At 67.1% G+C, this 14,134-nt stretch carries 8 protein-coding genes; 7 read left to right on the top strand and 1 reads right to left on the bottom strand.

From position 1 onward, the window contains the following. The first annotated feature begins 2 nt into the window (after positions 1–2). Complete coding sequence (locus U4Z64_RS21750; RefSeq protein WP_321821059.1) at positions 3–3,401, top strand: DUF2339 domain-containing protein; 3,399 nt, start codon at positions 3–5, stop codon at positions 3,399–3,401. Continuing rightward, on the top strand, positions 3,398–4,750 hold the full coding sequence (locus U4Z64_RS21745) for a DUF3999 domain-containing protein (RefSeq protein WP_321821058.1): 1,353 nt from the start codon (positions 3,398–3,400) through the stop codon (positions 4,748–4,750). Before U4Z64_RS21750 ends, U4Z64_RS21745 begins: the two co-directional genes overlap by 4 nt. A 28-nt stretch (positions 4,751–4,778) precedes the next feature. On the opposite strand, the gene U4Z64_RS21740 is transcribed toward U4Z64_RS21745, so the two are convergent. Then, complete coding sequence (locus U4Z64_RS21740; RefSeq protein WP_321821057.1) at positions 4,779–5,591, bottom strand: GNAT family N-acetyltransferase; 813 nt, start codon at positions 5,589–5,591, stop codon at positions 4,779–4,781. A gap of 322 nt (positions 5,592–5,913) precedes the next feature. Between U4Z64_RS21740 and U4Z64_RS21735 the strand changes: the two genes are divergently transcribed. The 5 genes from U4Z64_RS21735 to U4Z64_RS21715 all read left to right on the top strand — a co-directional run. Further along, a complete protein-coding gene (locus tag U4Z64_RS21735) occupies positions 5,914–6,219 on the top strand; it encodes an NIPSNAP family protein (protein WP_124485090.1) in 306 nt (101 codons plus the stop codon). A 300-nt stretch (positions 6,220–6,519) separates the two neighbouring features. After that, positions 6,520–7,170, top strand: coding sequence for an NADPH-dependent FMN reductase (locus tag U4Z64_RS21730; RefSeq protein ID WP_059466925.1), 651 nt, complete (start codon positions 6,520–6,522; stop codon positions 7,168–7,170). 224 nt (positions 7,171–7,394) lie between these two features. After that, the gene (locus U4Z64_RS21725) at positions 7,395–7,613 is read left to right on the top strand and encodes a hypothetical protein (RefSeq protein WP_006749916.1); all 219 of its coding nucleotides are present in this window, start codon (positions 7,395–7,397) and stop codon (positions 7,611–7,613) included. 92 nt (positions 7,614–7,705) lie between these two features. Then, on the top strand, positions 7,706–8,608 hold the full coding sequence (locus U4Z64_RS21720) for a ferritin-like domain-containing protein (protein WP_321821056.1): 903 nt from the start codon (positions 7,706–7,708) through the stop codon (positions 8,606–8,608). A gap of 1,134 nt (positions 8,609–9,742) precedes the next feature. Then, on the top strand, positions 9,743–14,134 hold a 4,392-nt coding region (locus tag U4Z64_RS21715; protein WP_321821142.1), incomplete at its 3' end, for an ESPR-type extended signal peptide-containing protein.

The raw sequence follows: 14,134 nt of genomic DNA, 5'->3' as shown, positions 1-14,134 counted from the left end.
CGATGAATTGGGCTTTTGCCGCAATCGGTTTCATCGTGGGCGGTATCGCCGCATTGTTCGGGGATTTCTCCGCCGCCAACGGCACGCTGCTCGGTGCGGCGGCCGGGTTCTGCATCGGCTACGCGCTGCAGCAACGCAAGCGCACGCACGGCGGTACGACCCCCGACGCGTTCGCGATTTCCGCGACGCCGCAACCCGCTCCCGTGCCGCTCGCCGATCGCGTCGCGCGCCTCGAAGCGACGGTCGACGTGCTCACGCGCGAGCTCGACGTGCTGCGCGGCCAGCTCGCCGGCGCGAAGGCCGGTGCCGCGACGACCGGCAGCGCCGCGCAGGTGCCGTCGACGCCTCCCTCCGCCATCACGCCTGCGCCCGCCGCGATCCCGCCTCGACCATCCGTGCAGCCTGCGGTCGCGAGCGCCGGCGTGCCGTCGTCGACGTCCGCGCCCGCTCCCGCGCCGGCAGTCGCCATGCGGACGAGCGCCGCACCGGCCGCCGCCGGCGCACCGACGCGTGCGCCCGCAACGACCACGCCGCCCGCCCCGCCGGCCCCGCCCAAACCCCGCGAACCCGGTATCGCCGAACGCACGCTCCGCGCCGCGCGCGACTGGCTGCTCGGCGGCAACACGGTCGTGCGCGTCGGCATCATCGTGCTGTTCTTCGGCGTCGCGTTCCTGCTCAAGTACGCGGCCGACAACGACATGCTGCCGATCGAATTCCGCCTGGCCGGCACGGCGCTCGCCGCGGCCGCGCTGCTCGCGATCGGCTGGCGCGTGCGTGCGCGCCGCGCGGCGTACGGTCTCGTGCTGCAGGGTGGCGGCATCGGCATCCTGTACCTGACGATCTTCGCCGCGACCAAGCTCTACACGCTGCTGCCGGTCGGCGCGGCGTTCCCGCTGATGGTCGCGGTGTGCGCGCTGAGCGCGTTCCTCGCGGTGAAGCAGAACGCGCTGCCGCTCGCGTTCATGGGCAGCGCGGGCGGCTTTCTCGCGCCGGTGCTGCTGTCGACCGGCCACGGTAGCCATGTCGCGCTGTTCAGCTACTACGCACTGCTGAACGCAGGCATCTTCGCGATCGCGTGGTTCAAGGCCTGGCGTCCGCTGAACCTGCTCGGCTTCGTGTTCACGTTCACGATCGGCTCGGCGTGGGGCGTGACGGCGTACCGCCCCGCGCTGTTCGCGACCACCGAGCCGTTCCTGATCCTGTTCTTCCTGATGTATGTCGGCATCGCGCTGCTGTACGCGGTGAAACGCGAGCTGGCGCTGCGCCACTATGTCGACGGCACGCTCGTGTTCGGCACGCCGATCGTCGCGACCGCGCTGCAGGCGTCGCTCGTGAAGGACCTGCCGTTCGGGCTCGCATGGAGCGCGGTCGCGCTGTCGGCGTTCTACGTCGCGATCGCCGCCTGGCTCGCGCGGCGCCGCGATCGTCTCGCGCTGCTGTTCGAAGCGATGCTCGCGCTCGCGGTGATCTTCGCGACGCTCGCGGTGCCGCTCGCGTTCTCGGGCCCGACGACCAGTGCCGCGTGGGCGATCGAAGGCGCGGCGATCGTGTGGGTCGGCGTGCGCGAGAAGCGCCTTGCGCCGTTCGGCTTCGGCCTGCTGATGCAGATCGCCGCGGCCGGCGCATTCTTCACGAGCCTGCTCGGCCCGGCCGACACGAACACGCTGCCGGTGCTCAACAGCGCATACATCGCAATGCTGCTGATCGCGCTCGCCGGGCTGTTCACGGGCTGGTGGCTGCACGGACGCGACGAAGCGCGCGCGTGGCACGCGTGGATGCCGGACGTCGGTGCCGCCGCCGCGGCGTGGGGGCTGCTGTGGTGGCTGAGCGGCGGACTGCACGAGATCCTCGTCTACGCGGGCCGTCACGTCGACCTGCATGCGGACCGGTTCGTCGTCGACGCGACCGCGCTGTTCGCCGCCGGCACCGCGTGGCTCGCGCACGTCGCGCGGCGCAAGCTCGCGTGGCCGATCGCCGAATGGCCGGCACTCGCGCTGACGCCGGTGCTCGCGCTGCTCGCGTTGCGCGCGTTCGATTCGCACGAGGCGCCGCTGTCGGGCATGGGCGCGTTCGCGTGGCCGATCGCCGTCATCGCATGCTATGCGCTGCTGCTGCGGCAGTCGCGCGGCACGGCGGCCGCCGGTCCGGCGGCGAGCGTGACGGGCGCGACGGGCACGTCGGCCGTGGCGGCCATCCCCGTTCCCGTGATCGCGCCGCTGCACACGCTGATGTTCTGGACGTTGTGCGGGCTGTTCTCGCTCGAGGGCTTCTGGCGCCTGCGTGCGTTCGTCCCCGAAGGCGCGTGGAGCTGGAGCGCGTGGGCCTACGGTTTCGGCGCGCTGCTTCTGCTGGTGTCGGGCCCCGGCTCGCGCCTGCGCTGGCCGGTCGCCGCGTTCCCGCGCGCGTATCAGGTATGGGGGGCCGCGCCGCTCGCCGCGCTGCTGTGGCTGTGGAGCATCGCCAGCGTGACGAGCGACGGCGATGCGTCGCCGCTGTTCTGGCTGCCGCTGCTCAATCCGCTCGACGTCGCGCAACTGCTGATCTTCGTCGCGTTCGCCACCTGGCTGCGCCGCCTGAAGACGCTCGGGGTCACCTGGCACCCGCTGGCGGCCGACCTCGCCGCGCTCGCAACCGTGTTCCTGTGGTTCAACGCGCTGCTGCTGCGCACGCTGCATCAGCGTTTCCACCTGGCCTACGACATCGACACCGTGCTGTCCTCGTTCGGCATCCAGCAGGTGTTCATGGTCGGCTGGAGCCTGTTCGCGTTCGCCGGCATGTGGCTGACGCGCCGCAACGGCATCGCGCGCGTGTGCGCGCTGGCGTCGCTGCCGCTGATCGTCGTGATGTGGGCCTGGACCTTCTACGCGAACTTCACGCAGGACGGCGGCAGCTGGGCGCGCATTCCTCTGCTCAATCCGCTCGACCTCGTGCTGGTGGTGGTCTATGCGCTCGCCGCGTCGTGGTTCGTGCGTGCGCGCACGCTCGGCTGGCCGTTCGACAACTATCGCGTCGAACTGCTCGGCGTGGCCGGCGCAACGGCCTTCCTGTGGCTGAACGCGATCCTGCTGCGCACGCTGCATCACTGGACCGGCGTGCCGTACGCATTCGACGCGATGGCGGAATCGACGCTCGTTCAGGCGTCGGTCTCCGTGTACTGGACGCTCTGCGCGCTCGCGACGATGATCTGGGCCACGCGCCGCGGCTTGCGTCCGCTGTGGTTCGTCGGCGCCGCGCTCCTCGCGCTCACGGTGATCAAGCTGTTCCTGTTCGACCTGTCGCACGTCACCGGCATCGAACGCATCGTGTCGTTCATCGGCATCGGCATCCTGCTGCTGTTGATCGGCTATTTCTCGCCGCTGCCGCCGAAGGCCGCGGCCCAACCGGGCGACACCCAACCATGAAACGACTCGCAGCCCTGCTCGGCCTGAGCCTGCTGACGTCGTTCGCGACGGCCGACGGCGCACCCGGCGCGGAACGCGTCGCCCGACGCTTCTCGCTCGATCTCGACGGCAGCGCCGCGTATTACCAGCTCACCGTGCCGCAGGCCGTCTATGCGGCCAGCCGGCGCGACGATCTCGGCGACGTGCGCGTGTTCAACGGCGCCGGCGAGCCCGTGCCGTATTCGCTCGATGCGCCTGCGGCCGCCGCCGTGCCGCCGGCGCGCACGCCGGTGCACTGGTTCCCGCTGCCGCCCGCGCGCGCCGACGACGGTCAGGCGCCGCTCGGCGTGTCGGTCGCGCCGGACGGCTCGCTGCGCGCGGCCGTCACCGCGCCGGCTCGCGCGAAGCATGCGGCCGATCTCGTCGACCTGTCGCATGCGGACGGCGAGGTCGACGCGCTGCTCGTGCATGTGAGCGACGACAGCTACCAGGGCCGTGTCGCCGTCGAAGCGAGCGACGACCTGCGCAGCTGGCGCTCGCTCGGCAGCACGCAACTGCTGAAGGTCGGCCGCGGCGGCGACCTGCTGGTGCAGGAACGCATCGCGCTCGAGGGCGTGGGACCGCGCTACCTGCGGCTCGACTGGCTCGACGGCGCGCCCGCGATCGGATCGATCGAGATCGAAACGCAACCGCACGATGCGCGCACGACGGACTCCGCTGCCGTGCCGCGTCAATGGCGCGAAGCCGTACACGTGCGGGCCGGCGGCGCGCCCGGCGAGTATCTGTTCGATACCGATGGCGCCTATCCGGTCGACCGCGTGCGCATCGACCTGCCGCAACCGAATACGGTTGCGCGCGCAACGCTGCAGAGTCGCCCCGACGCGCAGGCGCCGTGGCGCGAGGTCGCCGGCGCCGTGCTGTTCCGGCTGCAGGGCAAGGGCGGCGAGCAGCGCAACCCGCCGCTGGCGTTTGCGTCGAATCCCGATCGCGCGTGGCGAATCGTCGTCGACATGCGCAACGGCGGGCTCGGCGGCGGCCAGCCGGCCGTCGCGGTCGGCTGGCATCCGGCCGCCCTGACCTTCGTCGCGCGCGGCACGCCGCCGTTCACGCTCGGTGTCGGCAATGCGTCGCTGCCGTCGTCGGCCGTCAGCCGCGATGCGCTGCTGGTCGGAATGGCGCCGGAGGTGCGGCCCGCGCGCGTCGGTGCGGCGCTGCCGGCGTCGGCGGTCCCGCCCGGGCCCGCAGCCGATACGGATGCGGCCCGCCGTTACGTGCTGTGGGGTGCGCTGGTCGTCGCGGTCGGCGTGCTCGGCACGATCGCATGGCGCCTCGCACGCGGCGGCGGCGACACGCCTGCTCGCGACGAGTAGGACCACGCCGGCACGCCGGTACACCGAATCAGGCCGGTGCCGCGCGCACCGTTTGCACCGTTCGCGCCGCGACGCGGCCGTGCGGACGCGGACGCCACGGCGACGAGCGGCAGCTGGCCGCGCCGGCCGCCCCCATCGCCGGCGAGCGCGTACCGCGACGCGCACGCCAGTCGGCCCGGATCGCCGCGATCGTGCGAAGCGCCCATGATTGCGCCATCACGACAGGCCGCACGCCCCGCCGCGATGCCGGCGGCATGCGACGCGCGACGCATGCAACGGGACGCCTGCACAGGATCGCGCTGTCATAGCGCTTGCCGGCGAAGCGCACGATATCGACGACGTCGAAGCCCTGGGCGCGGTAGAACGCCAGCAGATGCGACGCGGGATGCGGCGTATCGAGCGCGAGCAGCGAATAACCGCGCAACGCGGCCCACTGCCCGGCAAACGCGAGCAACGTCGCACCGATCCCGCCGCCTTGCCAGCCGGGATCGACGGCCACCTGGCGCACGCTCGCGACGCCGTCGCGACGGTACAGCGAACACGGCGACGCCGGATCGGTGTCTGGTGGTCGCGTCATCGTGCCGACGACGCGACCACCAGACACCGCGACATGACATTCACCCGCTTCCGCGCGGCGACGCGTGACCTCCTCGGCCTGGTCGACACACGTACAGTTGAGCCCCATCGCGCCGAGTCGCGCGAACGCACGATGCAGCAGCGCGGTGAGCTGCGTGTAGCTGTCGACTGCCGGATCGAAGCGCCGCACGATGACCCGGTCGGCGCGCACGGCAGGCGGCGCGGCGGGTGAACGTTCGGCGATCGTGTTCCGGGATATCGACATGGCAGCGCTCCGTGGTCAGGATGACCGAAGTCTAGGAGCGCGCCGCGAGGCGTCGCAAGAAAAAATGTCGTAAAAAAGACGAGAAATCGAAGCGAAGCGATGGTGCGACGGTGTGCATATTCATGCGTTCGGCGCCTTCGGACCCGTGGTCGCACATACCGATCGTTGTGCCTGCAAGCAATACGTGACGCGCACTTCGTCGCCGACACCATGCCGCGCGATTCCGGACTCGCGATGCCCCGCGCGAGCGCCCCGCATCGTCGTTGACACACCCGGCGACGCGCTCCAGACTCGCTGATCCTCCACCGCACCGCGAGCACCCATGGTCACCTGCTTCCTTCGCTACGTCATCGATCCGTACAAACTCGAGCAGTTCGAAACCTACGGCAAGATGTGGATTCCGCTCGTCGAGCAATTCGGCGGCACGCACCACGGCTACTTCCTGCCTTCCGAGGGCGCCAGCAACATCGCGCTCGCGATGTTCTCGTTCCCGAGTCTCGCCGAGTACGAGCGCTATCGCGAACGCTCGAAGGCCGATCCCGCGTGCCAGGCCGCGTTCCGGTATGCAGAGGAAACGCGCTGCATCGTCAGCTACGAGCGCAGCTTCTTCCGGCCGGTGTTCGAGTAACCCCGCGCATCGCGCCCCCTTTCCGGCGCCGGACGAAAAAAAGCCCCGCCTGCATCCGCGCGGCGGGGCCAACCCATGTCAGTAGAGACATCATGGAGGAGACGGGCCCATCTTATCGAGCGCGGCTCGCCGTCCCAACCAAGCATTTCTGCTATCCATCTGCGTCGCCGCGCGCACGCGCGCCCCGCGTGCCTGGCATATCGATAGAACGAAAAGTCGTTTTCAGAGTGGCGGCGGGGTCGTTACCATCTGGTTTTAAGCCTGTGCTTAGCCGGGCAAGCCATCCCCAAGGAGCGCCCTTTGACTGCATTCGATCAACACCGCCGCCCGTTCGTGGTCGGCATCGGCGGCACCACCCGGGCCGCGTCGTCGACCGAGCGCGCACTGTCGTTCGCGCTGCGCGGCGCGCAAGCCGCCGGCGCACGCACGCGCCTGTTCGACGGCCCGTTCCTGCATACGCTGCCGCACTACGCCCCCGAACACAAGACGCTGACCGACGCGCAGCGAGAACTGATCGACACCGTGCGCGAAGCCGACGCGATCATCATCGCGACGCCCGGCTATCACGGCGGCGTGTCCGGCCTCGTGAAGAACGCGCTCGACACGCTCGAGGAACTGCGCGCCGACGAGCGCCCGTACCTCGACGGTCGCGCGGTCGGCCTGATCGTCACGGCCTACGGCTGGCAGGCCGCCGGCACCGTGCTGACGTCGCTGCGCTCGATCGTCCACGCGCTGCGCGGCTGGCCGACCCCGTTCGGCGCCACCGTAAACACGCTCGAAACGCGCTTCGACAGCGCCGACAGCTGCTCGGATCCGAAGGTCGTCGCACAGCTCGAGACCGTCGGCTCGCAGGCAGCCGAATTCGCGCTCGCGTTCGCATCGCATCGCGCGGCCACGCACGCCGCATCGGTCGACGCGCTCGCGCCCGTGCTGAAGATCGCCAACCAGTAATCCCCGCCTCCCCGCAGCCCGCGCCCGGCCGACGACGTTCGCCGCGCGCGGGCTGCGCGCATCCGGCCGTCCGGCGCGCATCGCAGCGCTGCCGCCTGCGTCATGTCGGCGCCCCACCCCGATAACGATCCGGCCCGCCACGTGATTTGCATTGGCCGAAAGATTGGTTCACGCGGGCCGCGGGTTTTCGTACGCTGAAAGCCCGAACCTTCCATGCGCACGCCATGAACCGCACGATCCGTTACAAGGGCTACGAAGTCGCCCCCGCCGCCGCCCGGCTGCCGAACGGGCTGTTCGCCGCGAACCTGACGATCGAGAAGGCAAGCGGCGGCCCGTCGCCGCGCGCCGTATCGTTCGACGCAATCGATTTCTTCTTCGAAGAGGAACACGCGCTCGCGTATGCGTCCCGCTGGGGACGCCTCTGGGTCGATACACAGGCCTGAGCGCGGCACCCGGCAGCGCAGGGCTGCTCGAAAATGCGCGATTACGAAAGCTATGCAAGAATCTTTCGTCTCGTAATCGCATAACAACAGCCATGTCCGACACGCTGCAGGAAGACCATGCAGCGGCAGATCACGCCATGCGCAACTGGACTTTCGAACGTCAAGGTCCGGTCAGGATCGGTTCCGATGCGCACAGGCAAATGTTCTGCCGCATGCTGCTCGATACGCACAACCCGTACAAACCGGCCGTCATCGACTGGCCGCCGCTCAAGCCCGACGAACTCAAGCGGCTCACGTCGCTGCCGATCTGGGACATCGCCGTGCAGACCGAAGGTCGCGCGTCGATCCGCGTCGCCACCTTCGCCGCAACCGTCGGCGATCCGCTGCTGCGCCGGGCGCTCGAGATGGACGGCGCCGAGGAAGCTCGGCACAAGGTCGTGCTGTCGAAGCTGGTCCAGGCATACGGCATCAAGCTCGCCCCCGAACCGCCCTATCCGGCTCCGAAGGACCCCGAGTGGTCGTGGATGGTGACCGGCTTCAGCGAATGCATCGACAGCTTCTTCGCGTTCGGCCTGTTCCGCTCCGCGCAGCGCTCCGGCTATTTCCCGCCCGAACTCGTCGACACCTTCGAGCCCGTGATCCAGGAAGAAGGCCGGCACATCCTGTTCTTCGTGAACTGGTATGCGTGGTACTGGCGGAGTTTGCCGTGGTGGCGCCGGCCGTGGTTCTTCGCGCGGGTGGCGGCCGTGTGGGCATTCCTGATCCGGGAACGTATCGGCATCGCGCGCGGGATCGATGCGGACGGCGTCGCGCACGACGCGAACTTTCCGGCGACGAGCACCGCCGACATCGGCGATGCGCTGAATCCGCGCGAACTGATCGAACTGTGTGTCAGCGAGAACGACCGGCGCATGGCCGGGTACGACAAACGGCTGCTGCGCCCGATGTTCGTGCCGCGCATGGCGCGCCTCGCGCTGCGATTCATGCGGAAATAAGGCTGCGGCGGCGGGTTGCCGGCGGTGCAGGCCGGCCGCCGGCGCATTGTCCGGGACGATGTACTGCGCCGCCCGGACCGGGTGGCAAAACCGGGGCGCGTTGCCGCGGCTGCCATCCTCATCGCGGTTCACCCTTCCGGGCGAGAACGAACCACACCCCGGCTCGCATCCGGCGATTTGGGCGCGGCATCACGCCAGCCAACGGACACCCACCAGCCTGACGGTGCTCATCCGACGCGCTTGCGTATCGTCTTTCTCTCCCGCGGAATGCGCCCTTGCCAGCACGGTCGAGTCACCGTGAAGCAGATCCGGGTTTCCTGCTCGCGGCTCCCCGTTGCTCCCCATCGTTCGCGTCTTCAGCCGTCATCGTGGACGCCCCGCCACATCATCGCAACGACTCCGGTTGCAAAACTGGCCGGCGCGGGCGATCTGGCACCTCGTCTCCCCTGCCCCAACCCGTCATATGAAGTACGTCAATTGAACAGATTCCGAACTGGAATCCCAATCGCCGTACCAATGCACCTGTAGCACTTTTTTACAACTTTGTGAAACCGGCGGCCGGGGAAGGCCCGCCCCACGGGCGCGCGCGGCCGATGAGATGCGCAAACCAGCATAATCAGACAATCCGTGGCTCATGTTTTTTTGATTTATCAGAAAATCAATAAATACAATTAAAAATCCACATCAAATCTCGCATTAATAAATTAACAAGAGCCTCGAATGCATACGAGCCAGCGTCCCGCCAAACATTACAACCCAGAAAGGCAAACGTTTGCCGCAAACGTTTGTCGTTTCATTTGTCTTACTTTTTTGGTTAACCAATGTGCGACACCACACACAAAACCACGTCACTACCTTGATTTTTATGGCTTTTTTCATCCATCACCGCATCCGAACGTGATCTTCACTCCACCCTCCAGTCATTTTCAACTTTCTTACACGCCAACATCTCAAAACACGATCTATTAACCATCTTTTAACTTCCAAAACCTTCGATTTATCACTGTTTGTCAATCTCAAAATATCGCCTCAAATAAACTCCGCCCATCAATTTTAAGATTCGCGCGAGCGCACGGCAGATTCCTCTAACGAAAGAGACCGGTGTGTGGCGTGCTTATTTGGAGGTAGTAGGACATGAACCGCACGTACCGCTCGATCTGGAACGAAGCTCTTGGCGCCTGGGTCGCGGCATCCGAACACGATTCGGCACGGGGCAAGCCGAACAAGTCGGCCGTCGTGAAGGCCGTGGCAACCGTTGCGCTCGTCGCGGGGGCGACCGTCGGCAACGTCGCGCACGCACAGTACTCCGCAGGCGGCGCAGGCGGCTCGGTCATAGCCTCGGGCGCCCAGGCGATCGCCATCGGCGGCAACTCGGGCAGTACGACCACGGCCAGCGGCGCAACGTCGATCGCGATCGGCGCGAACGCGACCGCATCGGGCAGCTATTCACAGGCGTTCGGCCAGCGTTCCGTAGCCACCGGGTCAAGCGCGATCGGCATCGGCTCCGGCTCGACCGCGCTCAATACCGGCGCCACTGCGGTCGGCAACGACGCGACGGCATCGGGCACCAGCTCAATCGCGCTCGGCGGCGGCAACAGCTCGGGCACGGGCGGCGCCATCGCTGCGGGCACCAACGCAATCGCGATCGGCCGGTTCTCGAACGTCAACGCCGCGACGACGTCGGGCATTGCGATCGGCGCGAATGCGACCGTCACGTCGACTGGTACCAATGGCACCGCGCTCGGTTCGGGCGCCACCGCTGCCGGCTCCGGCGCATCCGCCATCGGCAATGGCGCAACGGCAACGGGCGCCAATGCGATCGCGCTCGGCGGCACGGCCAACTACGCATCCAGCGTCGCGATCGGTGCCGGCAGCGTGACCGGCGCGGCAGCGCCGACGGGAACGGGTTATCTGACGGGCAGCGCCGCGCCGACATCGGAAGTGTCGGTCGGCAGCGCGACGGCCCTGCGTCGCATCACGAACGTCGCCGACGGCTCGGCACCGCAGGACGCGGTCACGGTGGCCCAGCTCAGCACCGGAATGAGCACGACGACGAGCGCGATCAGCAGCCTGTCGACGTCGGCGTCGACGGGACTCTCGTCGGCTAACAGCTCGATCAGCTCGCTGTCCACCTCGACTTCGACGGGCATCAACTCGCTGTCCACCGGCCTGAGCTCGACCAACAGCTCGGTCGCGTCGCTGTCGACCTCCACGTCGACCGGACTCTCGTCGGCTAACAGCTCGATCGGCTCGCTTTCCACTTCGACCTCGACGGGCATCAATTCGCTGTCCACGGGCCTGAGCTCGACCAACAGCTCGGTTACGTCGCTGTCGTCGTCCACGTCGACCGGTCTGTCGTCGGCTAACAGTTCGATCGGCTCGTTGTCCACCTCGACCTCGACGGGCATCAACTCGCTGTCCACGGGCCTGAGCTCAACCAACAGCTCGGTCGCGTCGCTGTCGACTTCCACGTCGACCGGTCTGTCGTCGGCTAACAGCTCGATCAGCTCGCTGTCCACCTCGACCTCGACGGGCATCAACTCGCTGTCGACGGGTCTCAGCTCGACCAATAGCTCGGTTACGTCGCTTTCGTCGTCCACGTCGACCGGCCTGTCGTCGGCTAACAGCTCGATCAGCTCGCTGTCCACCTCGACTTCGACCGGCATCAACTCGCTGTCCACGGGCCTGAGCTCGACCAATAGCTCGGTTACGTCGCTTTCGTCGTCCACGTCGACCGGCCTGTCGTCGGCTAATAGCTCGATCAGTTCGCTGTCCACCTCGACCTCGACGGGCATCAACTCGCTGTCCACTGGCCTGAGCTCGACCAACAGCTCGGTTACGTCGCTTTCGTCGTCCACGTCGACCGGCCTCTCATCGGCCAACAGCTCGATCAGCTCGCTCTCGACCGGCCTCAGCTCGACCAACAGCTCGGTCGCTTCGCTGTCATCTTCCACGTCGACGGGTCTGTCGTCGGCTAACAGCTCGATCAGCTCGCTGTCCACCTCGACTTCGACGGGCATCAATTCGCTGTCCACGGGCCTCAGCTCGACCAACAGCTCGGTCGCTTCGCTGTCGTCGTCCACGTCGACCGGTCTGTCGTCGGCAACCAGCTCGATCAGTTCGCTGTCCACCTCGACCTCGACGGGCATCAACTCGCTGTCCACGGGCCTGAGCTCGACCAATAGCTCGGTTACGTCGCTTTCGTCGTCCACGTCGACCGGCCTGTCGTCGGCTAACAGTTCGATCAGCTCGCTGTCCACCTCGACTTCGACCGGCATCAACTCGCTGTCCACTGGCCTGAGCTCGACCAACAGCTCGGTTACGTCGCTTTCGTCGTCCACGTCGACCGGTCTGTCGTCGGCTAACAGCTCGATCAGTTCGCTGTCCACCGGCCTGAGCTCGACCAACAGCTCGGTCGCGTCGTTGTCGACTTCCACGTCGACCGGCATCAACTCGCTGTCCACTGGCCTGAGCTCGACCAACAGCTCGGTCGCTTCGCTGTCGTCGTCCACATCGACCGGCCTGTCGTCGGCAAACAGCTCGATCGGCTCGCTGTCCACTTCGACTTCGACCGGCATCAACTCGCTTTCCACCGGCCTGAGCTCGACCAACAGCTCAGTCGCGTCCCTGTCGACCTCCACGTCAACCGGCCTCTCGTCGGCAAACAGCTCGATCGGCTCGCTGTCCACTTCGACTTCGACCGGCATCAACTCGCTGTCCACGGGCCTCAGCTCGACCAACAGCTCAGTCGCGTCCCTGTCGACCTCCACGTCGACCGGCCTCTCGTCGGCAAACAGCTCGATCGGCTCGCTGTCGACCGGCCTGAGTTCGACCAACAGCTCGGTCGCTTCGCTGTCGTCGTCCACGTCGACGGGCCTGTCGTCGGCTAATAGCTCGATCGGCTCGCTGTCCACTTCGACCTCGACGGGCATCAACTCGCTTTCCACGGGCCTGAGCTCGACCAACAGCTCGATCAGCTCGCTCTCGACCGGCCTCAGTTCGACCAACAGCTCGGTGGCTTCGCTGTCGTCGTCCACGTCGACCGGCCTGTCGTCGGCTAACAGCTCGATCAGCTCGCTGTCCACTTCGACCTCGACGGGGATCAACTCGCTGTCCACCGGCCTGAGCTCGACCAACAGTTCGGTTGCTTCGCTCTCGACGTCCACGTCGACCGGTCTCTCATCGGCCAACAGCTCGATCAGCTCGCTCTCGACCGGCCTCAGTTCGACCAACAGCTCGGTGGCTTCGCTGTCGTCGTCCACGTCGACCGGCCTCTCGTCGGCTAACAGCTCGATCAGCTCGCTGTCCACCGGCCTGAGCTCGACCAACAGCTCGGTCGCGTCGCTGTCGACCTCCACGTCGACCGGCCTCTCGTCGGCAAACAGCTCGATTTCGTCGCTCTCCACCTCGACCTCGACCGGCATCAACTCACTGTCCACCGGCCTCAGCACGGTCACGACCAAGACCGACAATCTCGGCACCAGCACGGCCTCCGCCCTCGGCGGCGGTGCGAAGTACGATCCGACGACCGGAACGGTTTCCGCTCCGGCGTACACGACGTACAACGCGAATGGCACGACGTCGACCGCCAGCAGCGTCGGCTCGGCGATCGACAGCATCAACAGCGAGGGCATCAAGTACTTCCACGCGAAGTCGACGGCAGCCGACAGCCAGGCGCTCGGCACCGACTCGGTCGCGATCGGCCCGAATGCCATCGCCAACAACACCGGCGACGTCGCACTCGGCAGCGGCTCCGTCACCGACACGCCCCACGCGACGCCAACGGGTACCGTCGGCGGCGTGACCGCCACGTTCGCGGGCGGCAGTCCGAGCAGCGTGGTGAGCGTCGGCGACGCGGCCACGGGCACCACGCGTCAGATCACCAACGTCGCAGCAGGTCAGATCACGCCGACCAGCACGGACGCGATCAACGGCTCCCAACTCTTCGCGACCAATTCCATCGTGGATTCGCTGTCGACGACAGTGTCGTCGTCCAGCAGCGCAATCTCGTCGCTGTCGACCGGCATCACTTCGTTGTCCACGGGCCTCAGCTCGACCGATAGCTCGGTCGCTTCGCTGTCGACCTCCACGTCGACTGGCCTCTCGTCGGCTAACAGCTCGATCAGCTCGTTGTCCACGTCGACTTCGACGGGTATCAGCTCGCTGTCGACGGGCCTGAGCTCGACCGATAGCTCGGTGGCTTCGCTGTCGACCTCCACGTCGACCGGTCTCTCGTCGGCTAACAGCTCGATTTCGTCGCTGTCCACCTCGACTTCGACGGGTATCAGCTCGTTGTCGACCGGCCTGAGCTCGACCGATAGCTCGGTGGCTTCGCTCTCGACTTCGACGTCGACTGGCCTGTCGTCGGCAAACAGCTCGATCAGCTCGTTGTCCACGTCGACCTCGACGGGCATCAGCTCGCTGTCGACGGGCCTCAGCTCGACCGATAGCTCGGTCGCTTCGCTGTCGACCTCCACGTCGACCGGCCTCTCGTCGGCTAACAGCTCGATTTCGTCGCTGTCCACG

Origin of the sequence: Burkholderia sp. BCC1996, assembly GCF_905339955.1 — a bacterium.
Taxonomy (GTDB): domain Bacteria; phylum Pseudomonadota; class Gammaproteobacteria; order Burkholderiales; family Burkholderiaceae; genus Burkholderia.
This window is presented reverse-complemented; position numbering and strand designations above follow the sequence as displayed.

Bases quoted from the DNA above. Each gene is read 5' to 3' on its own strand.
- U4Z64_RS21720 (WP_321821056.1), top strand. From the start codon at position 7,706: ATGTCCGACACGCTGCAGGAAGACCATGCAGCGGCAGATCACGCCATG.
- U4Z64_RS21750 (WP_321821059.1), top strand. From the start codon at position 3: ATGAATTGGGCTTTTGCCGCAATCGGTTTCATCGTGGGCGGTATCGCC.
- U4Z64_RS21735 (WP_124485090.1), top strand. From the start codon at position 5,914: ATGGTCACCTGCTTCCTTCGCTACGTCATCGATCCGTACAAACTCGAG.
- U4Z64_RS21740 (WP_321821057.1), bottom strand. From the start codon at position 5,591: ATGTCGATATCCCGGAACACGATCGCCGAACGTTCACCCGCCGCGCCG.
- U4Z64_RS21725 (WP_006749916.1), top strand. From the start codon at position 7,395: ATGAACCGCACGATCCGTTACAAGGGCTACGAAGTCGCCCCCGCCGCC.
- U4Z64_RS21745 (WP_321821058.1), top strand. From the start codon at position 3,398: ATGAAACGACTCGCAGCCCTGCTCGGCCTGAGCCTGCTGACGTCGTTC.